Origin of the sequence: Paenibacillus sp. RC73, assembly GCF_044908085.1 — a bacterium.
Classification (GTDB): domain Bacteria; phylum Bacillota; class Bacilli; order Paenibacillales; family Paenibacillaceae; genus Paenibacillus; species Paenibacillus terrae_A.
Genome location: NZ_JBIYCV010000020.1, coordinates 25630 through 48437, shown reverse-complemented (window position 1 = coordinate 48437; position 22808 = coordinate 25630). Strand labels below are relative to the sequence as shown.

At 46.9% G+C, this 22808-nt stretch carries 21 protein-coding genes; 20 read left to right on the top strand and 1 reads right to left on the bottom strand.

From position 1 onward, the window contains the following. Positions 1-109 precede the first annotated feature (109 nt). Entirely contained in the window at positions 110-904 is a 795-nt protein-coding gene (locus tag ABH897_RS26595) for an HAD family hydrolase (RefSeq protein ID WP_283652108.1), read from the top strand. A gap of 111 nt (positions 905-1015) precedes the next feature. On the opposite strand, the gene ABH897_RS26590 is transcribed toward ABH897_RS26595, so the two are convergent. Further along, positions 1016-1558 (bottom strand): cupin domain-containing protein, encoded by a 543-nt coding sequence (locus ABH897_RS26590; RefSeq protein WP_044648279.1) that lies wholly within the window; start codon positions 1556-1558, stop codon positions 1016-1018. Between the two features lie 295 nt (positions 1559-1853). Between ABH897_RS26590 and metH the strand changes: the two genes are divergently transcribed. The 19 genes from metH (at position 1854) to ABH897_RS26495 (ending at position 22627) form a co-directional block, all read left to right on the top strand. Continuing rightward, positions 1854-5294, top strand: coding sequence for a methionine synthase (gene metH / locus ABH897_RS26585; RefSeq protein WP_404592927.1), 3441 nt, complete (start codon positions 1854-1856; stop codon positions 5292-5294). A 79-nt stretch (positions 5295-5373) separates the two neighbouring features. Then, on the top strand, positions 5374-6312 hold the full coding sequence (gene rnz / locus ABH897_RS26580) for a ribonuclease Z (protein ID WP_404592926.1): 939 nt from the start codon (positions 5374-5376) through the stop codon (positions 6310-6312). Between the two features lie 500 nt (positions 6313-6812). After that, positions 6813-7619 carry a TIGR01457 family HAD-type hydrolase gene (locus tag ABH897_RS26575; RefSeq protein WP_404580437.1) on the top strand — a complete coding sequence of 269 codons (807 nt, stop codon included), beginning with the start codon at positions 6813-6815 and terminating at the stop codon, positions 7617-7619. Positions 7620-7692: 73 nt separating this feature from the next. Next, the gene (locus ABH897_RS26570; protein ID WP_283652107.1) at positions 7693-8511 is read left to right on the top strand and encodes an Fpg/Nei family DNA glycosylase; all 819 of its coding nucleotides are present in this window, start codon (positions 7693-7695) and stop codon (positions 8509-8511) included. Then, entirely contained in the window at positions 8501-9349 is an 849-nt protein-coding gene (locus tag ABH897_RS26565; protein ID WP_283656277.1) for a deoxyribonuclease IV, read from the top strand. The genes ABH897_RS26570 and ABH897_RS26565 overlap by 11 nt, the downstream gene beginning before the upstream one ends. 73 nt (positions 9350-9422) lie before the next feature. Next, positions 9423-9761 carry a cyclic-phosphate processing receiver domain-containing protein gene (locus ABH897_RS26560; protein WP_283652106.1) on the top strand — a complete coding sequence of 113 codons (339 nt, stop codon included), beginning with the start codon at positions 9423-9425 and terminating at the stop codon, positions 9759-9761. Further along, complete coding sequence (locus ABH897_RS26555; RefSeq protein ID WP_283652105.1) at positions 9758-10072, top strand: thioredoxin family protein; 315 nt, start codon at positions 9758-9760, stop codon at positions 10070-10072. The genes ABH897_RS26560 and ABH897_RS26555 overlap by 4 nt, the downstream gene beginning before the upstream one ends. Further along, on the top strand, positions 10069-10842 hold the full coding sequence (locus ABH897_RS26550; RefSeq protein WP_283652104.1) for an ABC transporter ATP-binding protein: 774 nt from the start codon (positions 10069-10071) through the stop codon (positions 10840-10842). Before ABH897_RS26555 ends, ABH897_RS26550 begins: the two co-directional genes overlap by 4 nt. Before the next feature lie 22 nt (positions 10843-10864). Further along, positions 10865-11923: a 23S rRNA (cytidine(2498)-2'-O)-methyltransferase RlmM gene (locus ABH897_RS26545; RefSeq protein ID WP_404592925.1), complete on the top strand. Its 1059-nt coding sequence runs from the start codon at positions 10865-10867 to the stop codon at positions 11921-11923. A gap of 187 nt (positions 11924-12110) precedes the next feature. Beyond that, on the top strand, positions 12111-13604 hold the full coding sequence (locus ABH897_RS26540; protein ID WP_404592924.1) for a serine/threonine protein kinase: 1494 nt from the start codon (positions 12111-12113) through the stop codon (positions 13602-13604). Between the two features lie 38 nt (positions 13605-13642). Continuing rightward, positions 13643-14629, top strand: a complete 987-nt coding sequence (locus ABH897_RS26535; RefSeq protein ID WP_404592923.1) for an SAF domain-containing protein — start codon at positions 13643-13645, stop codon at positions 14627-14629. A 22-nt stretch (positions 14630-14651) separates the two neighbouring features. Next, positions 14652-15365 carry a hypothetical protein gene (locus ABH897_RS26530; protein WP_404592922.1) on the top strand — a complete coding sequence of 238 codons (714 nt, stop codon included), beginning with the start codon at positions 14652-14654 and terminating at the stop codon, positions 15363-15365. Next, entirely contained in the window at positions 15362-16219 is an 858-nt protein-coding gene (locus ABH897_RS26525) for a hypothetical protein (RefSeq protein WP_404592921.1), read from the top strand. The genes ABH897_RS26530 and ABH897_RS26525 overlap by 4 nt, the downstream gene beginning before the upstream one ends. Then, complete coding sequence (locus ABH897_RS26520; protein ID WP_404592920.1) at positions 16220-18055, top strand: ATPase, T2SS/T4P/T4SS family; 1836 nt, start codon at positions 16220-16222, stop codon at positions 18053-18055. It abuts the gene before it with no gap. Next, a complete protein-coding gene (locus tag ABH897_RS26515; RefSeq protein WP_404592919.1) occupies positions 18045-20129 on the top strand; it encodes a hypothetical protein in 2085 nt (694 codons plus the stop codon). The genes ABH897_RS26520 and ABH897_RS26515 overlap by 11 nt, the downstream gene beginning before the upstream one ends. Before the next feature lie 49 nt (positions 20130-20178). After that, positions 20179-20658 carry a hypothetical protein gene (locus tag ABH897_RS26510; protein WP_014281476.1) on the top strand — a complete coding sequence of 160 codons (480 nt, stop codon included), beginning with the start codon at positions 20179-20181 and terminating at the stop codon, positions 20656-20658. A gap of 41 nt (positions 20659-20699) precedes the next feature. Continuing rightward, positions 20700-21095: a hypothetical protein gene (locus ABH897_RS26505; protein WP_404592918.1), complete on the top strand. Its 396-nt coding sequence runs from the start codon at positions 20700-20702 to the stop codon at positions 21093-21095. A gap of 1 nt (position 21096) precedes the next feature. Beyond that, positions 21097-21651, top strand: a complete 555-nt coding sequence (locus ABH897_RS26500; protein WP_283652096.1) for a hypothetical protein — start codon at positions 21097-21099, stop codon at positions 21649-21651. Beyond that, entirely contained in the window at positions 21638-22627 is a 990-nt protein-coding gene (locus ABH897_RS26495) for a hypothetical protein (protein WP_404592917.1), read from the top strand. Before ABH897_RS26500 ends, ABH897_RS26495 begins: the two co-directional genes overlap by 14 nt. The last annotated feature ends 181 nt before the right edge of the window (positions 22628-22808 follow it).

Here is a 22808-nt window from a genome sequence, read left to right as displayed (position 1 = left end):
CACATTGCGGCCTCTTGATTAATATGGGCACATAACGATTGGAATGCTTGTAGACGCAACAAGGCAGAACAAGCGTACATATAAAGTGGAAAGAGAGTGGATAATACAGATGACGATTCAAGCGGTAATGTTCGATCTTGATGATACACTTCTGTGGGATGAGCGCAGTGTAGAAGAGGCATTTGACGCAACGTGCCAGACAGGTTCCCTGGAAGCAGGCGTTGATCCGAAAGCTTTGGAAGAAGCAGTCCGCAAGGAAGCGCGTGCTTTGTATGAGTCTTATGAAACCTTTAGTTTTACTCAATTGATTGGCATTAATCCGTTTGAGGGATTGTGGGCGAATTTTACGGCAGGAGAGCAGCCAGAGTTCCGGCAATTGGAACAGCTGGCCCCTGCTTATCGAAAGGAATCTTGGCGTAGAGGTCTCCAACAGTTGGGGATAGATAATGAAGAGTTAGCGCAAAAGCTGGCAACCCAATTTGCCTTGGAAAGACGCACCCGTCCCCATGTTTATGAAGAAACGTTTGAGATTCTGGAGCAGTTGAAAGGGCAGTATAAGCTTCTTTTGTTGACAAACGGCTCCCCTGATCTACAGCAGGAGAAGTTGGATGGGGTTCCGCAGTTAGCTCCATTTTTTGATCACGTTGTTATTTCAGGTTCGTTTGGTAAAGGTAAGCCGGACCCGTCTATTTTTCAGCATGCTTTGGGGCTTCTCGGTATTGAGCCTGAACATGCTTTAATGGTGGGGGATAAGCTGACGACTGATATTCAAGGGGCTCTGGCGGCAGGTGTGCACTCCGTGTGGGTGAACCGCAACGCCAAAACCAATACTACAGAAATCAAGCCAAAGTTCGAAATTAAGCATCTGTCCGAATTGGATGGAATTATTCAATCGTTTAAGTAAGTGCTTTTCGGCTCTTATTATAGTAACAAGCCCAAAATACTCCCTCCGCTCAGGCATCTCAGAGCAGAGGGAGTTGCTTTATCCACATTAGGATGGATTCGTATTATAGTATTATGCCTTAATAAACGATGGATCTTCAAACGGTTCGGCAATCCACCCATTTTCTTCGATGAACAAACGTACTGCGACGATCTTCTGATTTTCCATTAAGGTAAAGAAGTGAGGAATATTTTCTGGTACGGAAATAACGTCACCAGGTGAAAGCTCAACATTAAAATATCCGATTTCTTCAGGACCTTTAATGATGAAAATGCCTTTGCCTGCTACAATAGCACGGATTTCATCTTCGGTATGGGTATGAATTTGCTCAAACTTGGCAAGTAGCTCGTCCAAATTCGGCGTTGCTTCGGACAAGGTGATAACGTCCCATATTTTATACCCACGGCGGGCGGCTAAGTCCTTGATTTCGGCTTCAAAAGTGCTTAGAACAGCCACTTTTTGCTCATCTGTCAGGGTGAAGTTTTCTTGCAGCTCCCCGGACAGCTTGGAATCATCCCAATGCTCGTACAATACCTCTTGACTCTCCAAAAATTCACGTACCTTGTCTTCATCGCTAATTCGTACATTCGTATTGCGTATTAAGATTTCAGCCATAGATTATCCCTCTTTTCCACTTGGTTTAATGTTGTATACAGAATATCATGTCTTGAATCGTTGTACAATATAGGTCTGAAACATTTTATGTTGCAAATGACGGTTCGTCCTATTCCAATATAAAAAGAACCCTGGCCTAAGTGCGTCTCATTATGCAGCAAACTGTAAAAATGAATATCGAGAGTTGTTTTTGTGCAGAAGAAGCCGTATAAAACGTATGTTTTTACTTCAATCTATCTAAATGATACGGTTTCTGCTAAACTAGGATTTAACGTTTTGCGGGGGTGAAGAGATTTTGGATAAAGTTAGCTTACAGAATGCATTACAACGAAGAATACTCATTCTTGACGGGGCCATGGGCACCATGATCCAGCAAGAGGATCTTTCCCCCGACGATTTTGGCGGGGAAGAGCTGGAGGGCTGCAACGAGATGTTGGTCTTAACCAGACCGGATGTCATTCAAGGGATACATGAAGCATACTTGGAGGCCGGATCAGACCTGATTGAAACGAACACTTTTGGAGCGACATCCGTCGTTTTGGCGGATTACGATATACCGGAGCGCGCCCGTGAAATTAATCTGGTTGCAGCTAAACTGGCGCGTAGCGCGGCAGATAAGTATAGTACTGCGGACAAGCCTCGTTTTGTTGTAGGAGCTATGGGACCGACGACGAAAACATTATCCGTGACAGGTGGTGTTACGTTTGCGGAGCTGATCGAGAGCTATGAAGAGCAAGCCTTGGCGCTAATTGAAGGCGGCGTGGATGCCTTGCTTTTGGAGACCTCGCAGGATACGCTTAACGTCAAAGCCGGAAGTATTGGAATTCGGCAGGCTTTTGAGAAGACGGGTACGGAGCTTCCCATAATGATTTCGGGAACGATTGAACCAATGGGAACGACTCTGGCAGGTCAGAATATTGAGTCTTTCTGCATATCGCTGGAACATTTGCATCCGGTGTCGATTGGGCTGAACTGTGCTACAGGACCGGAGTTTATGCGGGATCACATTCGCTCTCTCTCTGATATGTCCTCAGCAGCAATTAGCTGTTATCCGAATGCAGGTTTGCCTGATGAAAACGGTCAATATCATGAATCACCTGATTCATTAGCCCGTAAAATGGCCGCTTTCGCCGAAAAAGGTTGGCTGAATATTGCAGGAGGTTGCTGTGGTACTACACCTGAGCATATCCGGGTTATGAGTGAACGTATGGCGCAGTTTGAGCCGCGCCCGCTGGAAGGCCATCACCCACCGGCTGTATCGGGTATTGAGCCTGTATATATTGAACAGGAAAATCGTCCCTATATGGTTGGTGAACGAACAAATGTTCTCGGCTCCCGCAAATTCAAGCGTTTGATCGTGGAAGGCAAATATGAAGAGGCATCTGAAATTGCCCGTGCTCAGGTAAAGAGTGGGGCACATGTCATTGATATTTGTGTACAGGACCCGGACCGCGATGAAATGACGGATATGGAAGCCTTTTTGAAGCTGGTCGTGAATAAGGTAAAGGTTCCTCTCGTGATTGATACCACGGATATTCAGGTCATTGATACCGCCTTGCAATATTCGCAAGGGAAGGCGATCATTAACTCCATTAATTTGGAGGATGGCGAAGAGAAATTTGAGAAAATGGCACCTCTTATTCATAAATACGGCGCGGCTGTTGTTGTTGGAACCATTGATGAACGTGGTCAGGCTATTTCACGTGAGGATAAGCTTGAAGTGGCCAAACGCTCTTATGATCTGCTGGTGAACCGTTACGGTCTGGCACCCGAGGATCTTATTTTTGATACGCTCGTATTTCCCGTAGGAACAGGTGATGAGCAATACATCGGTTCGGCCAAGGAAACGATTGAGGGTATTCGGATTATTAAAGAAGCACTTCCAGGAGTTCACACCATTTTGGGTATCAGTAACGTGTCCTTTGGTTTGCCGGAGGCGGGGCGTGAAGTGCTCAATTCCGTTTATCTATACGAATGTACCAAAGCAGGCTTGGACTATGCGATTGTAAATACGGAGAAGCTCGAACGTTATGCTTCGATACCCGAGCATGAACGGAAGCTCGCCGAAGACCTGATTTATAAAACGAACGACGATACTTTATCCGCTTTTGTGGCTGCTTTCCGTAATAAGAAAGTGGAGAAAAAAGAGAAGGTGTCCAATCTCTCGCTCGAAGAGCGGCTGGCTTCCTATGTAGTAGAGGGTAGTAAGGAGGGACTGATTCCGGATCTGGAGCAAGCGCTTGCCAAATATTCTTCGCTGGAGATTATTAATGGACCGCTGATGAAGGGGATGGAAGAGGTAGGACGTCTCTTTAACAACAACGAATTGATCGTTGCAGAGGTGCTGCAAAGCGCTGAAGTCATGAAGGCGTCGGTCGCTTTCTTGGAACCGTATATGGAAAAAAATGAATCCTCGGTAAAAGGAAAGATTTTGCTGGCTACGGTCAAAGGTGATGTGCATGACATCGGTAAAAACCTGGTGGAGATTATTCTATCCAACAATGGTTACCATATTGTAAATCTGGGTATAAAAGTACCACCAGAACGCATTATTGAGGCTTACCGTGAAGAAAAGGCCGACGCGATTGGCTTATCCGGTTTGCTTGTTAAATCGGCTCAACAGATGGTGTTGACTGCACAGGATTTAAAAAATGCGAATATTGATATCCCGATTATGGTTGGCGGAGCTGCTTTGACGCGTAAGTTTACGAAAAACCGTATCCGTCCCGAGTATGACGGAATGGTTGTCTATGCGAAGGATGCAATGGATGGTTTGGACATAGCTAACAAGCTGATGAATCCTGAGTCCCGCAAGAAAATGGCTGAGGAAATGGAGGCTGAACGGGAAGCGGAAGCCGCGACGGTCGTGGAAGCCAAGCCGTTGCCTAAACTTACCCGGGCTGTTCGCTCTAAAATCGCTCAGGATTTGCCCGTCTATATTCCGCCGGATACGGATCGTCATGTACTGCGTAACTATCCGCTCAATTATATTTTGCCTTATGTGAATATGCAGATGCTGATGGGGCACCATCTTGGATTAAAAGGAAATGTAGAGCAATTGCTGGCTTCGGGGAATCCGAAAGCGACTCAGTTGAAGGAAACCGTAGATAGCATTATGTTTGAAGCCGTTACGGATGGAATTATTCAGGCACATGCTGTATATCGTTTCTTCCCGGCGCAGTCACAGGGAGATCAGATTTTGGTTTATGATCCATCAGATGTGAGCAAGGTACTGCACACATTTACGTTTCCGCGTCAACAAGTAGAGCCTTATTTATGTCTGGCTGACTACTTGAAATCGGTGGAATCTGGAGTTATGGATTATGTAGGTTTTATGGTCGTTACGGCGGGTCATGGTATTCAGCAGCTTTCCACGCAATGGAAAGAAAAAGGGGATTACTTACGCTCTCATGCACTTCAGTCGGTAGCGCTGGAAGTGGCAGAAGGACTCGCCGAGCGACTTCATCATATTATAAGGGACAGTTGGGGCTTCCCGGACTCGGCAGACATGACGATGAAACAGCGGCATGGGGCTAGATATCAGGGCATACGGGTATCTTTTGGCTATCCGGCATGTCCTGATCTGGAGGATCAGGGGCCATTGTTCCAGCTGTTGAAACCTGAGGATATTGGCGTTGAGCTGACGGAAGGGTTTATGATGGAACCGGAGGCTTCTGTATCAGCCATGGTGTTCAGTCACCCTCAGGCGCAGTATTTTAACGTCGAAAAGGTATAACACCCTTATCAGATGGGATAGCAAAGACCCTCCGAGCTTCGGAGGTTTTTTGCTGGTCAGCAGGAAGAAGGTTAAAGTCATGGAATTTTATTTTCTCGGCACGAATGCAGGTGTGCCTACGATCCAGCGAAACGTGACGTCCATCGCACTCCGTTTGCTGGAGGAACGAAGAAGCATGTGGTTGTTTGATTGCGGCGAAGGAACTCAGCAGGAGGTACTACGTTCGCCGCTTAAGCTAAGCAGGCTTGAAAAAATATTCATTACCCATTTGCATGGAGACCATCTCTTTGGTCTGCCAGGCCTGCTGTCGAGCAGGGCGTATCAGGGAGGTACGACACCGTTAACGGTATACGGGCCGCCTGGCCTCAAGCAGTACATCGAATTATCGCTGGGAATCAGCCAATCCCGCATCAACTACCAACTACATATTGTGGAGCATACGGGAGGACTGTTGTTTGATGACGGGCAATTCCGTGTGGAGTCGGCTCTGCTGGATCATCGTATTGACAGCTACGGTTATCGTATTGTAGAGATGGATAAGCCCGGCAAGCTCAATCAGGAGCTGCTGGAGCGATACGGAATCAAGCCCGGCCCGGTGTATGGTAAGCTGAAACGTGGAGAAAGCGTAGAGGTGGAGGGGGGAGTCATGCTTCATCCCCAGGATGTATTGGGTGCACCGAAAAAAGGACGTATCATCACCATTCTCGGTGACACTCGACCTTGCCTGAATACCGTAGTACTAGCTCAGGATGCAACGGTTGTCGTTCATGAAGCCACTTTTCTGCATGAGCTGGCAGATACGGCGTATGAATATCATCACAGTACAGCGCTCCAGGCAGCGGAAGCAGCAAAAGCTGCAGGTGCGGGTCAGTTGATCATGACGCATTTTAGTTCCAGATATAAAGATCAGGAGCAGCTCCAGCCGTTGTTGGAGGAAGCACGGAGTGTATTCCCTAATTCATTGCTGGCGGAACAGCATGTGTTGTTACCGGTGCCGATATCGGTTCTTAAACGGTAGTTATAGAAGATAGACGTGTATGGGTGCCGGGGCTTGCTCCGGCGCCTTTGTTTTTCCTGTGAAATTATTTTCCGGGAAAGCGCAGGATGTGACAAGAGATGAGGACGACATATGGGTGGGACCGAATGAATTTGTAATACCACATGTGGAGACATGTCATATTCGGTTTTCTATATATCGAATTTTAAGGGGTTTGTATTTTGAGCAGGCTCAGGAGATACAGGAAATTTCTTTTGAAGACTAGGCATCTTCGATGGATTTCGACGGAGATGTAAGCTTATTCAATGGGAAAGCGACGGCTTTTAGCGAGGAATGGCACTATTTTGCACGGTTTACCAGCAATTCATGGACTTCATATGTATTTTTGACTTAAGATAGATAAGATGGAATGGAAGGGCCGACTTATTTTATGACCTGAATGATTAAGGTGGTTAAATAAGAAGGTGAACATCATTCATGGGATGAATTATAATTTCAATGTTATGATGAATTGATTTGAAGTGCGGGAGGGAATTACGATAAAATCGTTACTGATTGATCTGGATGGAACATTGTATCATGGGGACCGGATGATCAAGGGTGCGGATCTGCTCATATCCCAATTGCGCACGAACCAGATACCTTACGCTTATGTTACGAACAATGCTTCACGCACACCCGAGTCGGTGGCTGAGCATTTGGTAAGTATGGGAATTGAAGCGGTTAGTGATGAAGTATGTACTTCGGCGCTGGCAGCTGCACAATATGTTGCACAGCAAGGTCCTGGAGCACGAGTATACTGTATTGGTGAAACGGGATTACGTCAGGCGCTTACGGATGCCGGATTGCAGCTTGTGGAGGATCACCCTGATTATGTGGTGCAGGGGATAGATCGCCAATTTACATATGATAAGCTGGTTGCTGCCATGCGATGGATTCAGGAAGGAGCCACTTTTATTTTGACAAACCCGGATCTCCAATTACCTTCACAAGATGGACTTACGCCGGGGGCAGGAACGATTGGAGCTGCGATTGAGGCGGCATCACAGGTAAAGCCCGTCGTCATCGGCAAGCCTTCAAGCGTGTTAATGAACTATGCGCTGGATCGCTTGAACATTAGAGCGGATGAAGCTCTGGTTGTGGGCGATAATATGCTTACCGATATTGCGGCAGGTGCGGCGGCAGGTTGCAAAACAGCTCTGATTCTATCGGGTGTTTCGACCCGCGCTAATATGGACGGACATATGCGTGCCGTTGGAGTAAAACCTGACCTGATTTTCGACAATCTGGATGAATTGCAGGATTGGCTCCAGGAAGAGTTTAAGTAATAGTAAATATACATTTTAAAAAAATCTGCAAGAATCAAAAGTGATTTGCAGCTACGAAAGGAAAGATGTTGACATGCCGGAACTTCCTGAGATGGAGAACTACAGAACGCTATTGTCAAAACAAATTTTGGACATTCCGATTACCGGAGTGACGGTTAACCGTGTGAAATCCATTAATACCGATGTGGAAACGTTTGAGAAGCAATTGCTGGGAACTACCGTTGTATATATGGAGCGTCGAGGCAAGCACTTGATTTTTCATCTGAACACGGGCGGGCGGCTAGTGCTGCATCTGATGCTGGGAGGACTGTTGTATCTGGGAACGGAGGAGCAGCGTCCTGATCGCACGGTTCAAATTGAACTGGATTTTAGTGGAGTAAAGCTTTATTTTATCGGTCTGCGCTTGGGTTACCTGCACTTGCTGACGGCTAAAGAAACAGAAGAGGCGATGTCTGACCTCGGACCTGATCCGCTGGATCGTCGTATGACATTAGAAAAGTTCACAGCACGTCTAAAGGGACGTCGGGGTATTTTGAAAACAACGCTGGTGAATCAGCATGTTTTTTCCGGTATCGGCAATTGTTATTCGGACGAAATTGCTTATATCGCCGGATTTACACCAGGTTCCAAAGTACAAAACATCGTACAATCGCCAGAAAAAGTGGAAAAGCTGTATCATGCTACGCAATCCGTGCTTCGTGAAGCTACTGCGGAAGGCGGTTATATGGAAATGCCTCTGATGGAGGGGGATACGCTAACGGGCGGCTTTGATCATCAGTGTCGGGTGTATGACCGTGAGGGAGAAGAATCTCCAAATGGCGGGAAAATTGTGAGGGTTGAGCTGGCGGGAAAAAAAGCATTTTATTGCCCGGTACAGCAGCATGATGCCTAAACTGCTGATCGGCTCTCATGTTAGTACGCGAGGTGGTTTTTCCAAAGCCGCTGTACGTGCACGAGAGCAGGGTGGACGTTCTTTTCAATATTTTCCGAAAAACCCGCGTAGTCTTAGGCTGAAGGAATGGAATGCTGCTGATGCGGCTGTTTGCAAAGCTTACTGTGAAAAGCATGAAATCCAATCTATTGGCCACTCGCCATATCCTGTTAATCCAGCTCACGGGCGCGAACGCGGGCAGGAGCTTTATGAGCTGACAGTTGCTTCATTGCGAAACGATCTGGATATCGCTGAAGCCTGTGGCTCAAAGGGGACTGTCGTTCATTTTGGGCATACCCATGCGTCTGATCCGCTGGAGGGCTATCGAAATATCATTGGTTGTCTTGATGATGTGCTGGAAGGATGGCTGGGAAAGGCTAAAATACTGATTGAAAATCAGGCAGGGGATCACGGCCCGATGGGAACCACGTTGGAGGAAATGGTGCAAATTCGCCAGTTGTGTCAATATCCTGATAGCATTGGCTTTTGTCTGGATACCTGTCATGCGTATGCAGCAGGATTGTGGAACGGTGGACGTGATGAGGCGTTGATCGAAAAAGGGGATCGTCTGGGCTATTGGCCAGCCCTGTGCGGAGTTCATTTGAACGATTCCAAATACCCGTATGGCTCAAGAAAAGACAGACATGCGCGTGTTGCGCAGGGATGTATTGGTCTGGAGGGTATGCGTTGGATGACGGAACAGGAGCCTGTAAGGGGCATTCCAGTCGTTTTGGAAAGTGAAACGGGACATGATGGGACCCATCGCGAAGATATTCAATTAATCCTAAGCTGGCAGTAATACAGTTTGGCGGATGTTCTTCATCTTTAAGGCTTAGGAAGCTTGCATCCTTGGGAAAAAGGAGGAGACGTTAATGCATTTGTTTATGGACGATTATCGGCCTTGTCCTCCGGGCTTTAAGCTGGCAAGGGATGCGGAGGAGTGTTTGTTATTGCTTCATGAATACCCGATTTCGGTGTTATCGCTGGATTATGATTTGGGGCCGGGTCAGCCAACGGGGAAAGATGTGGCTGCTGCCATTGCAGGGAAGCAGTTGTATCCGCGTGAAATTTATTTGCATTCCTCTAGTGCGGAGGGCCGACGAGCCATGTATGAGCTGCTGTATGCCAATAAGCCGGAAGGAGTCACCGTGCATAACGGGCCGATGCCGGAGGAACGCATGCGCGAGATCCAAAAAGAGTCGGAACGATGAAGGAGTTGGGACAAAAGGAGGTGCGTCGCGCCATATGGGAGGGATGCAAGCTGGCATTGTTTGTGTACACTCCCATGTGTGGAACCTGCGCGGCTGCCCGGCGGATGCTGGAAGTGGCAGAGCATTTGCTCCCCGAAGGAGTCGTGGTGCAAAGCAACATTAACTATATTCAAGAACTGGTACAGGAGCACCGGATTTCCAGTGTTCCTGCGCTTCTTTTATATAACGGTGAGAACGGAAGTCCTGAAATCATCTACAAAATGGAATCTGTGGAACACTTGCTGAGCAGGATAAGGAGCGTGGTGGAATGATATCTATGAAGAACATCACATTGCAGCGGGAAGATAGACGAATATTAGACGATGTGAATCTTGAAATACGGGAAAATGAGCACTGGGTCATCCTGGGGCGTAACGGCTCTGGTAAAACAACATTGCTGGAAATGATGACCGGGTATATGTTTCCGAGTCGTGGAATGGTCAAAGTGCTTGGGCAAACATATGGTCAATGTGACATACGGGAAGTACGCAAGCAGATTGGATATATCAGCCAGACGTTAATGGAAAAATTGGCTTTAAAAGATCCGGTATGGGAAGTAGTTGCTACTGGAGCGTATGCTTTTTTACGTTTTTATCAGGAGATTCCGACAGAGACAAAGGAAAAAGCCGTATCTCTGCTGGAGGGGATGAATTTAGGTGCGCTGATGAATCATCCGTTGGGTACTTTATCTCAGGGGGAACGCAAAAAGGTAATGCTCGCTCGTTCGTTGATGGCGGAGCCTCGTTTGCTGATTATGGATGAGCCTTGCGCCGGGCTGGATCTATTTGAGCGGGAAAAAATGCTGGTTGAAATTGATCGGCTTCGCAAGCGGGATTTGTCAGTGGTCTATGTAACCCACCATATTGAGGAGATAGTTCCCCTCTTTACCCATGTGGCACTTATCCGTGATGGCAAGGTGGCAGCAGCCGGACCGAAAAAAGAGGTTTTAACGAAAGAATTGATTATGCATACCTATGAAGTTCCAGTTGAGCTGGATTGGGATGGCGAACGTCCCTGGATTCGGGTGTGCACTGGAGGGTAACGTTATTTTGGAGGAAATATATATGAGTACAGATGAACAGGGTGGAACCGCTTTGTCATCATCAAGATTTGTTTGCACGGCTAACCATGGGTTTGCACCTTATGCCCAGGAAGAGCTTAGAAGAATGTTTGGCTCGGTGAAAAGCACAATACTTTTACCTGGTGAAATTTTTCTGGCTACATTACCTGCGGATGCAAGTGAGGCTGTGGGAACGATTACGGGTCAGCCGCCAATGTTTTTGCGTCACTTATTTCCTGTGCATTTTCAGGAGGAAGGAACGAACTTGGCTCAGGTGCTGGAACGTTTGGTTTCTTTTATCCGTAACCGCCGAGAACTGATAGATCAGCGCGTTTCTTTGCAGGTGCGCAAAGGAGCTGACAGTAGTTGGGCTGAAAGCGCAGGTGCGCTCAAGCAGGCTTTAAGTGAGCAATTAAGTGATCTTCCTATGGAGCTTACGGTGCAGGGAGCAGAGGTTATTGTGTCCATTTTTGCGGATACGGATACATGGTATGCAGGTGTGTCGCATCCTCAGGATAATCTATCGGATTGGAGCGGAGGCGCAGTTCGTTTTCAAAAAGAGGACGGGCAAATCTCTCGTGCCAAATTCAAGCTGCTGGAAGCAGAAGCGACGTTTGGCATTGATTTTAGCGCTTTTCATCAAGGACTGGATATCGGGGCGGCGCCGGGTGGATGGACTTCCTTTTTGCTGGAGCGTGGACTCAAAGTAACGGCGGTTGATCCGGCAAAGATGGAGCCTTCGTTGATGAAGTATGCCAATCTGACTTTTTTGCGTAAAAATGCGAGTGAGGTCAAATTCAAAGAAAATACATTTGATCTGCTGGTCTGTGATATGAGTTGGAGTCCAAAGCAGATGGCAAGGCTTGTCACTGATTTGCTGTATAGTTTACGCAGTGGAGGTACTGCCATCGTAACGGTCAAGCTAATGCATAAAAAGCCTCTGGCGCTTATTCATGATGTGATCGCTTCGTTCGAGCAGTCCGGCATGCAGATTCAGCGGGCCAAGCAGCTATTCCATAACCGGGATGAGATTACACTGTATATGATCAAGTATGGAAAATAATGCTTTACAATCGGTATAGGTGTGCTATATAATAAATCCAAATTGTTCCTTAAAGTATAATAATCACGTTTAAATAAAGGGAAAGCATCCCGCGAACATCGTTTTCATGGTTACATGAAGATTGTGTTTTTGCGGTAGACTTTCCCTTTTTTGCGTTGTTTGCTTGTAGAAGGGAGGTAGGAGAGAAATGAAAAAACAATCGAATTTGGAATACGGTTCGATTGTGGGTGAGCGTTACCGGATTGTCCGCACGTTGGGTACGGGAGGTATGAGCAGCGTGTTTATGGCAGAGGATTTGAAGCTGCCAGGCAAGCAATGGGCTGTGAAGGAGTCCGTTGCCGACCCGCAACTGATGAACCTTGTACGCGCGGAGGCAGAGATGCTGATTTCGCTGAGCCATCCACGATTACCGAGAATTGTTGACTTCTTCGAGTATCCGCCATCCGGGGCGGTATATCTGGTTATGGACTATATTGAAGGAATTACGCTGGAAGCGTATATGAAGGGTTATCAAGGCCATATTCCGCAGGAGCAAATTGTTCCATTAGCTTTGCAGTTGCTGGATGTGCTGGATTACTTGCACACTCGCCAGTCCCCTGTCATCTACCGGGATCTGAAACCAACGAATATTATGCTGACACCGGAAATGGAATTTAAGCTGATTGATTTTGGCATAGCGCGGAGCTATAAGGCTGAACTGGATCAGGATACGGTAAAGCTGGGCACAGTGGGCTTCGCAGCCCCGGAGCAATATGGAGCAGGCCAAACGGATGCCCGTTCGGACTTGTACAGTTTGGGAGCGTTGTTGTTGTATCTCTGTACAGGTGGCAAATATAGCGAGTGGACGGCCGGAGTAGAAGGATATATTCGTGGAGAATTACCTCGTCATTTGATCCCGGTGATTCGTAAGCTGCTGCGTCATCATCCAGGGGAGCGATTTCAGTCTGCCGGAGAGGTGATTGGGGAGCTTCGACGCAGTGCAGATTTTCAGTCTGCTCAACAAGGAGTGTCCGTTGGCGATGCTTCTATCGAATATGGAGGTACAAGGGTTGTAGCTGTGCTGGGCGTGTCTTCTGGTTCCGGTGCAACGCACACGGCGATTGCGGTGAGCCACTATCTGGCACGAAGGTCCCGTTCAGTGGCTTTGGTCGAACTGCATAGTACAGCCAAAGCATTTGCCCGGCTTCAAGAAGTGGTAGACGGAGTACCCGTTGGGCGAGCGAGTTCAAGACGGCGCTTTGAGGTAGATGGAGTACATTATTGGCGGCAAACATCCCGTGCGGATGTCATTGCGTTACTGGGTGGCTCTTACCAATTTATCGTGCTTGATTTGGGGAGTGGGCAGGACAATGAGCGGCTGGAAGAATTTTTGAGAGCGGATTACCCGCTAGTGGTCGGTTCTGGAGCCGAGTGGAGAATTCAGGATATAGTCGGGCTGTCCCGCTCACTTCAGCGCCACCCACAGCATAAATGGAATTACTGCTTGCCGCTGGCAGCATCGGAGGCTGTGCGCAGGCTACGTAAGGAATTAGATCACGATCAAGTATTTGCTTTACCGTTCCATTCCGATCCATTTGAGCAGGAAGAAGAGATGGATCAGGTGCTGGATGAGATGTTTCGTGGAGCCATTCCCGATACCCGAAAGAAACGCTTCGGATTCCTCAAACGCAGTCACCGCTAGATAAAAGGTATATATCAAAAAGGCAGGGGAGAAGTTGTGTGTCCAAACTAAGAAAAAGCAGTAAGCAAAAGCTTTACGCCGGTTGTATTGGTGCGGGTATTGTTGGCGTTGTCTTCGCGAGCTACCTTATAATTAACACCCATCAATTAAATGATGTCAGGAAACAGGCCGAAGCAGAGGCAGCACAAAAATGGAAAGGTTATGAGCAAGAACAACGAACCGCGAAAAAGGGCTGGGTTGTTGTTCGTGACATTTCTCCGGGTGAACAGATTACACCTAGTGATCTGAAGGGAATCACGGTTCCTGGCTCTCAGGCTCCAGCCAATTTGGTTGCGGGTAAGAATGAAGCTTCCGGCGCCACGGCTAAAATTGAACTGAAAAAAGGGTCCGTACTTACATCAGCTATGATTACCGCCGATGAACCCACTCCTAAAGACCTGCGTAACCGGGAGCTGAAGGTGGTGGTCCTCCCAAATAGCCTGAAAGCAGGAGACGAAGTGGATATCCGCATTCAATTTCCAACGGGTCAGGATTATATTTTGCTATCCAAAAAGCGAATTTCCAAACTGGAAGGTCCGATCATCTGGGTTACTTTGAATGAGCAGGAGATATTATCGCTTTCGAGCGGAATTGTTGATGCCTATCTGCATAAAGCATCTATCTATGCATTAACGTATGTCGATCCGCAGTTCCAGCCGAAGGCGATCCCGACCTATCCACCCAATTTGAAGGTGTTAGAGTTAATGAACAGTGATCCTAATTTGATCCGCGTTGCTGAACAAAAGCTGTCCAAGCAGTTGCGGGAGTCTCTTGAAAATGCAATTAGTGCATCAAACAATGTAATATCGACACCTATAGAGAGAAGCCTGAGTGAGGAAGTTGCAGCACAGCATGCGGGAGCGAATGCAGATGGATCTTCGAGCGAGCGTACAAATACAGGGGACGGATATGGAAACGGGCAGGATGCCAAAGAACAAGCAGATATCTTAACGCAGAGCGGTAGCTCTGATCCATATGGTAAATAAATCAGAGAAAAGGGACAAACGTATGAAAACTTGGATATTTGCCGGGCTATGTGATAAAAGCGATACCTTGTTATACATCAGCAGTATATTGGCAGCATCCGGTCAACAAGTGTTGCTTGTGGATGCTACGCTGCGGGGACAGTATCGATATAGCATAGGGATGCTCGACAAACCCCTCCCCATTGTGCAGTTTGGCGATTTTGATGTGGCCATGGGTTTTACATCTTGGGAGGATCTGCATATCGGTATGATGGCTGATCGGAAAGCAGGTTTGACTTATGACATCGTTATTCTGGATGTAGAGTCGCCGGATTTCTGCCCCGTATCTGTTTGGCAAGAGGCAGAACAGCGGGTTTGGGTCAGTGACTATAGCCGGATGTTAATGGACAACGGACAGGTGTGGCTTGAGCATTTGTTTAGTCAACCTGAATTTCCGAAGAATCTTGTATTTCACAAGTTATTTATACAGGCTGTAGATTGTGGCGTGGAGGAGCCGTATTTGTGGGAATACATGAACCGCTTTCCGGCCTCTTGGCAGCAGGAGCCGTATATACTGCCATGGGATGAAGGGCATCTTGCCCTGAAGCTGGAAAATGAGCACAAACAACAGCTCAAGCTTAAGCCATTGTCCAGAATGTATAAGAAAGAACTGAGTCGTTGTATTGGAGAATTAATGGGTTGGGAACCCAAAGAGAGCCGTCATGCGTTAAAGCGTGCGGAAAGGAGGAAAGCATGAGTACCATTTTGTTTTGGAGCCCGGTTAAGGGAGCGAGTGGAAGCAGTTCTTTGGCGGCATCCATCGCTGTTACCATAGGTAATCTATATAGAGGGCGACTGCTGCTGACCCATCTGGGGCGCAGACAGAGCGGGATTGAGTCAGGATTTCCCATACAAGAACATCGGATGGACGATCCAAGCTTACAGCTTCAGGAGGGAGGTTGGGATGCTCTTGCACGATTAGCTCTGCGAGGGACATTATCCAGAGAAAATATTCGTAATTATACGACGCCTGTACTGGAGCAGACTCTCGATGTGCTTGAGGGAACCTCAAGCTTTGGAGCCGCTCCGCCCCTGTTATCCTCTGCTCTTGTAAGAGCAGTGATGGATACGGCGGATCAATATTATGATTTGACGCTGGTTGATGCAGGGAGTGGAGCAGGATGGGGAGCTGTACAGCATGAAGCATGTGTGCGATCCAAGCTGGCGGTTCTTTCGCTAACTCAAAATATGAGGGAGCTGGATGCCTACTTTGAATCTGTGTCTCCATTATCTACTTACTCGGAATTGCCGCTATTGATCGTGCTTGGGAAATATGATGTGCATTCTCAAGCAAATGTGACGAATATTCGCAGGAGGTATGGCTACAAGGGAGCACTCCATACTGTTCCTTATAGCACCGAATTTATGGATGCGTGGAACCGCAGAGACGTGATAGGTCATGTGCAGCGGGATGTACGAAGCGGGAAAGAGAAGGACCGTAAGCTTTTTATGCCAGTGGGATGGGCACAGAGCATACGGCAGATTAGCAAGGCTATTCTGGAGGCGGCAGAGTCCGATCTTCGGCTCAAAGCTTTGGAGAGGGGCGCTTAAATGCTGTCCCCTCAAATGATCAACGGGCTAATTCTTACATGCATCATTCTGTTGTGTATCATACTGGTTATCGTTAAATACCGAGGGAGCCTTCGCTTGCGGCATTCAACTATTCGAGTAGCTCCAGAGAGTGAAGATGCCACATTGGAGGTGCTGATGGAGTATATCAAAAATGCGCTGCACGAGCTAAGTCATAGTCAGATGGCGGATGCCGGATTACATGAGGAGGAATACAGGCGGCGTATCCATCAAAGGGCCGAACTGCGCAGGGCGTTAAAGGACTGTGCCAATGGCAGCAGTGGAGACAAACGTTTTGTTAAAAATTTGATGGCTGAGCTGCTGATTAACGGTTATGGCTTGAATGAAAAGATCGTTGATACCGTTATGCCATTCTCCAGACCAGAGCTGTTTAGCGTACAGGACCAATTCGAAATTGTATTTTACCAATATCAGCAAAAGTTTGGTGTCGATGCTCTTTCACGCTTACTGGATACTTATGATTTGGCGGAAATGAGATATTCGCAGCAAGATGAAGAGGATGGAAGCTATCATATCACAGCAGAGGATATCCGCTATATCTATGACTGTGAGCATCGCCCTCTCTCCTTTCTGGAGAAGGTAGATATTATTGTGCAGCGGATTTATCAGCACTATAAAGGCTTTTCCGTCATTGATGATATTCGTGACCAGCGGATCGACGGTGTCAGCGGGGGCGTTAGCGGTGTGCCGGAAGGCGGAATCCCTGTATCGGCCGATTGGCCTCAGGATCAATATGCATTTGAACCAACATCTGAACCGATAGCGAATGGTTATGAGAGTGTGTGGATTTTTTATAAAGGTAAGACCATCCACCTTTCGTTCCTTTCCTTCGGTTCAGAGCGGGAGCTTAAAAGGGTGTGCCAAAATATTTACAAATACAACTACCCGGGGCAGCTTTCCGAAGCCAATGGTTATAAGGTGAACGAAATGAAGGATGGGTCACGGGTTGTTGTGGTACGACCTCCTTTTTCAGAATCGTGGGCTTTCTTTGTCCGTAAATTCGATATTCAAAGCGCATCGCTTGAGCAATTAATTAAGGGAGAAAATGCCGAGTTTCCAATACAGTTACTTTCTTATTTAATGAAAGGCAGCCGCATCACAGCAATCACCGGAGCGCAAGGTTCAGGTAAAACGACGTTGCTGATGGCGATGGTCAAGCATATTTACGCTTCGTATACGCTTCGTGTGCAGGAAATGGCCTTTGAGCTGCATCTGCGTAGCATTTACAGCCGCCGTAACATTCTGACCTTTCGGGAAACGGATCATATTTCAGGGCAACAAGGGCTCGATTTGCAGAAAAAGACAGATGGAACCGTCAATATCCTTGGTGAAGTAGCGAGTGACGAGGTAGCCGCATGGATGATTCAAATGTCGCAGGTTGCCAGTCTGTTCACCATTTTTACCCATCATGCCAAAACCTTTCGCGATCTTGTGTTCTCTCTTCGTAATTCACTGCTTAAAACAGGAGTGTTTCAGCATGAAGGTATTGCTGAGGAACAGGTCGTTCATGTCATTAACTTTGATGTGCATCTCAAGCGTGATGCTGAGGGACGGCGATATATTGAACGGATTACGGAATGTGTGCCGCACGATTCCGATCATATAGATTCAGGCTCCAACTCTGCGTCGAGTTATAGCTATCGTCATGTTATGGAATATCGGAATGGGAGATACATCGCGATCGAGCCTCTAACAGTCAAAAGTGCAGAAGAAATGTGTGAGCAGATGAACGTCAAGGATGCCGGAGATTTTCGCAGATTCCTGACTCGCTATTGGGAGGAAGCCTATGAGTCTTAAAGTAATGTTACTGTGGGTTTTGCTCATTTCGGGTGGATGCTTTGCGCTCCTCTATGTGGCTTTGTGGTGGCTGCGTAAGCGCAATGGTCATGCAATCCGCGGAGGGCGAATTCATTCTGTGCGAGAGGGACGGAAGGGAAAAGCAGTGCTGCAACGGCAAATGCAATCTGGAATGCACAAGTTGTATACACTAGGCATGAGATTCCCTGTTACATCCGGGTATATCACGAGTGTACGCAAGCGATTATCCGGTTTGCACGCTTACGATGAATATAAGCTTCGCCTTGAGACGATGAAAATGACGCTGTTCATCTGGGTGGCTTTTGCTTGTAGCGGCGTTGTGTTGCTTATGATGAAACCGGGGCTAGAGTTTGCCGTACTGGCTCTGTTATGCGGAGTGGTGATTAACAGTCTCATTTTGGATATGGCGATTAGCCGGATGGAAAAAAGACTGCTTGCACAGATGATCGAATTGTTCGCCAATGTACGCCATCATTATCATCAGCACGGCATGGTGGAAGAGGCAATATCCGAGGCGGCCGATTTGGCAGGGGCTGAGGCTGGAAGGCATGCGCGACTTATTCATGAGGCGCTGACGGACGCTGATCCGCACGAAGCGCTGGAAAGATACTATGAGTCCGCTCCTAATCGGTTTTTAAAAGCATTTGCCGGTATTTCATATATGGTAATGGAGTTTGGTGACCGGATTGAAGAGGGAGGCTCCATTTATTTAAAGGGACTTGGCAGTCTTGCGCGCGAAATCCAACTGGAACTGCTGCGGAGAAATAAACTGGACTACCTGCTCAAAAGTTTAAATGTGATCGCACTTGCACCTGTTTTTTTTACAATGCCAATCGAAAGATGGGCAAGGTCCAGCTTTCCATCTATGGATGAGTTTTATCAGGGGAAATGGGGCTTTATCACAAAATTGTCCGTCTATATTGTAATTATTGTATCTTACTTCCTGCTACAAAAGCTGCAACAGACTGACGAGACTGGATATCGTGCGGGCAAAGGACGGCGGGTCTGGGAGCAAAAGCTGTACCGTTTGCCCATTATTCGTAATGTGGTGGATGCTTTAATTCCGCAGCAGCATATGCCCTCTTATTTCCAACTGACCCAGCTGCTAAAGGAAAGCGGTGCAGAGGTCAAGCTGGAGTGGCTGTACATACGCAGAATCACTCTTTTTATCGCAGGATTGGTGCTCAGCATTAGCATGGTATTTATTTTACATGAAGCTGAGAAAACACATATTCTCCACGCTCCGGTTCAATCGGGCCAAATGTTTGGACGTTTGAGTCCGGTGGAGGAAAAAGAAGCTTTAAAGCAGAGTGAGATTGACCGCAAAATGATGCATGCGCTAAATATGAAGGCGGACAGCACCTATGAGCAGACGTACGCAGCGCTGGAGCACGTTTATGGTGGCAGAAAAACTCCGGAGCAGCTTTCAGAAAATACGCGTCGTATTCTGCAAAAGCTGGGAGCGTGGAACGCGGAATACATCAAGTGGTGGGAAGTGCTGATTAGTTTGGTTGCCGGGTATGTAGCCTATCAGATGCCTATGCTCTTGTTGTATTTGCAGCGAAAAATGCGGCGCTTGGATATGAGGCATGAGGTTTACCAGTTTCAGACGGTCATTTCAATTTTGCGAGCCATGGAACGAATGTCTGTTGAGGAAATATTGGAATGGCTGAACCGATTTTCGGTTATTTTCAAAAGACCTTTACAAAAATGCTTGCTTCATTATGAGCACGGGCCTGAGGCAGCACTTGACTTGTTGAAAGAAGAAGCGCCACTCCCCGAATTTCAACGCTTGGTGGACAAGCTGCATCTGTCTTTGGGCAAAATTACGATTCGAGAGGCCTTCGACGATTTGGATTCCCATATGTCTTACTATTTTGAACAAAGAAAACAGGAGTATGAAAAAATTATAGACAGCAAGGCCATCTGGGGAAGGATGATCGGTTTTGCTCCGATGTACGGTCTTATCTTTTTATATTTGGTCATCCCTTTGATCGGTATGAGCTTTGTCCAAATGGATAGCTATTACGAGCAAATACAAAAAATTCAGTAAGTAGTTCTATTTCGACTATTACGATATCACAGCTAAGGAGAGAAAAATAATGAATAACGCATCAACAGCCTTAAAAGTAGCTGCTGGCATATTTTTGACCATTGCACTGATCACAATTGTAGTTATTTTGTTTATTTCGGCACAGGAGGCAACCAAAACGGCACAAAACAATTTTGCCGATATCCAGACCGAGTTGTCTCAAGCCTCTTTTACGGTATATGACGGTACAACGATCAGTGGGTCCCAAGTGACCAATGCGCTGCGGAAGTTTCAAGGTAAGGACCAATTCGGAATTCAGATTAAAACCGGAAAAAACATGACGGGTCAGTGGTATGGTAATGCTCTGAACATTAGCCCAGACAGTGAACAGTATGGAGCGGTGAATGGTGGAAGTGATAAGACAGGAAAAATAACGAATACACTGAATGAGAAAGAAAACGAATATGTAAATCCAAGTGGTAAATTCAAGGCGGAAATCGTCAAAGATAAATCAAACGTTGTACGGGGGCTGTTGTTCACCCAATCCTAGGAAGAAGAATAAGGATATCAATTGTAAGGGAGATGGGTAGCATGTCTGATCACGCTTCAAGTATGCTGCGGCTTGGTGTGTCAGTTACGCTGTTTATAACCGCATGTGCAGCGGCAGCAGAACTGTCCAGTCAGATGGGTACTGCACTGGAATTAAGATCGCAGCAGGAGGAGCATTCCGAGGGGCGTATCAATCGTACTTTAGAGGTGAGTATGCCAGAACGGGTCAAAGGAACTCAAGTTATGCAGGCAATTCGTATGAACTTGCAGGAAGGCATTCCTGTTCAAGTCGATGGTACAGTGTACGATATGTATTCTGAACCGTTCGAGCCCGATGTATCAGCCCTCGATGCTTCCTCTTTATATTCCATGCATCCACAGCGTGATCAGTATGGAGATATACAATCCATACGTTTTGAGAAATTGGGGGAGGACTGAAGTGGTTCAATCTATATCCAAGCTGTTGGGGGCACTGCTCGCTGTATTGCTCTTGTACATAGTGCCCGCAGCTCAAGCCGCTGAACGACAGGACGATATATCCGGGTTAAATACGTATCATTCAACCGTACGTTTTGTTGATATGGTGAGAACCAAGGGATATATTACACCGACGATGTATAACGATTTTATGCGTGAGCTAGAGCTGACGGGTAATACGTATGAGGTTGAATTGGAGCATATGCACAAAAAATATGTACCGGACTATGCAGATGCGGCGAGGCCGGATAGCTTTCTCGGCTACTATTCCTCCGTATATGACGGTTACTATAACCCGCAAATCTTGCCTGTACTGTTTCCAGACAATCAGCAGCCAAAGTCAGATCAAACACGTCGGTATACCATAATGTCAGGAGATTATTTTACAGTGCGGGTGCACAATACGAATCGCACTCCTGCGGACTTGTACAAATCATGGCTTCTTGGTGGGGCAGATAGCGGCAAACCGGCGGTTACAGCTTCTTACGGGGGCATGGTTCTGAATGAAGATTACTGATTTTGCAATTATATTTATCCTGCTGTTTTTGCCCTTTGGCGTAGTTAGTGACCTGCGGGTGCAGAATCAGCGCGAAGTACAGCAATTGGAAATGAAATATACCTCGGCCCTCCGTACCGCAGTTCAGGATGCAGGTGTCGTGCTTTCACAGAATGAGCGTCAGGAACGAGAGGCTGGGTATGGATCGGACAAGTTTTTTCGTGTAGATAAAGAAGAAGCGCTGCACACGTTCCTGCATACCCTTTTTCTTAATATGGGAATTGATGGGGATACAGTGGCACAACGCGCATTATTGGATTATATGCCTGCACTTATGATTCTGGACTATGACGGCTATTATGTGTTCGCTTCCGTAACTTACACAGATAAGCATGGACAAGCTGTCCAAGGACCCAAATGGAGTGAAAAAAAACCTTATGCCTACGTTGATTCAGCAGGTAACAGTGTAGGGTTTACTTTGGATAATTATGTACATGCCTATGATGCGAGGAATCACAGGTGGATAGAAGGCTTTCAGAAGGAGCTTCAGGGACAGACAACGATCTCGTTGCTTAATGACCCGGAAGCTTTTGAGCAAGTACGACGTTCCACTATTGTCCACAGCATTCAGGAGGATCTGGGCCGACTCATTAATCTCCATAACGAAAAGGCAGCACATAATGGTATATCCTATACATTCACGCTACCGCTTATCTCACAAGAGGAATGGTATAACACGGTAGATGATGTGGGGCTGATGGCGTTTATCCAGGGAATCCCGGTTGGAGACAGGTACTATAATAACTATGGGTTTGGTGGCGGAAGAGTTGTGAGGAAGCAAGCCATGATCGGCGGCGTAGAGCCGGATACCGGAATGAAATATTTTTACAGAGATTCTTGTCCAGCTCCCTTTAAAGCGACAGAGCGTTTTACGGATGAAAAATCTGCGGCGGCCGCAGGGTATTTTGAATATAAATGTTATAATGTTTATAAATAAATCTTTAAACAATCTTTAAATAAATCACTCCCATGAGTGGTTTTTCTTTTTTTATAAGCAGGCAATATCAAAATCCTTCAAATTCACCCATTTTCAATATTCCGATAAGGCTACTGGATGTGCTACAATAAGGCTTTGAAAGAAATGCATATGAAATAAGAACAGTCGGCATTGCCGATGA

Bases quoted from the DNA above. Each gene is read 5' to 3' on its own strand.
- ABH897_RS26595 (WP_283652108.1), top strand. From the start codon at position 110: ATGACGATTCAAGCGGTAATGTTCGATCTTGATGATACACTTCTGTGG.
- ABH897_RS26590 (WP_044648279.1), bottom strand. From the start codon at position 1,558: ATGGCTGAAATCTTAATACGCAATACGAATGTACGAATTAGCGATGAA.
- rnz (WP_404592926.1), top strand. From the start codon at position 5,374: ATGGAATTTTATTTTCTCGGCACGAATGCAGGTGTGCCTACGATCCAG.
- ABH897_RS26570 (WP_283652107.1), top strand. From the start codon at position 7,693: ATGCCGGAACTTCCTGAGATGGAGAACTACAGAACGCTATTGTCAAAA.
- ABH897_RS26565 (WP_283656277.1), top strand. From the start codon at position 8,501: ATGATGCCTAAACTGCTGATCGGCTCTCATGTTAGTACGCGAGGTGGT.
- ABH897_RS26560 (WP_283652106.1), top strand. From the start codon at position 9,423: ATGCATTTGTTTATGGACGATTATCGGCCTTGTCCTCCGGGCTTTAAG.
- ABH897_RS26555 (WP_283652105.1), top strand. From the start codon at position 9,758: ATGAAGGAGTTGGGACAAAAGGAGGTGCGTCGCGCCATATGGGAGGGA.
- ABH897_RS26550 (WP_283652104.1), top strand. From the start codon at position 10,069: ATGATATCTATGAAGAACATCACATTGCAGCGGGAAGATAGACGAATA.
- ABH897_RS26545 (WP_404592925.1), top strand. From the start codon at position 10,865: ATGAGTACAGATGAACAGGGTGGAACCGCTTTGTCATCATCAAGATTT.
- ABH897_RS26540 (WP_404592924.1), top strand. From the start codon at position 12,111: ATGAAAAAACAATCGAATTTGGAATACGGTTCGATTGTGGGTGAGCGT.
- ABH897_RS26530 (WP_404592922.1), top strand. From the start codon at position 14,652: ATGAAAACTTGGATATTTGCCGGGCTATGTGATAAAAGCGATACCTTG.
- ABH897_RS26525 (WP_404592921.1), top strand. From the start codon at position 15,362: ATGAGTACCATTTTGTTTTGGAGCCCGGTTAAGGGAGCGAGTGGAAGC.
- ABH897_RS26520 (WP_404592920.1), top strand. From the start codon at position 16,220: ATGCTGTCCCCTCAAATGATCAACGGGCTAATTCTTACATGCATCATT.
- ABH897_RS26515 (WP_404592919.1), top strand. From the start codon at position 18,045: ATGAGTCTTAAAGTAATGTTACTGTGGGTTTTGCTCATTTCGGGTGGA.
- ABH897_RS26510 (WP_014281476.1), top strand. From the start codon at position 20,179: ATGAATAACGCATCAACAGCCTTAAAAGTAGCTGCTGGCATATTTTTG.
- ABH897_RS26505 (WP_404592918.1), top strand. From the start codon at position 20,700: ATGTCTGATCACGCTTCAAGTATGCTGCGGCTTGGTGTGTCAGTTACG.
- ABH897_RS26495 (WP_404592917.1), top strand. From the start codon at position 21,638: ATGAAGATTACTGATTTTGCAATTATATTTATCCTGCTGTTTTTGCCC.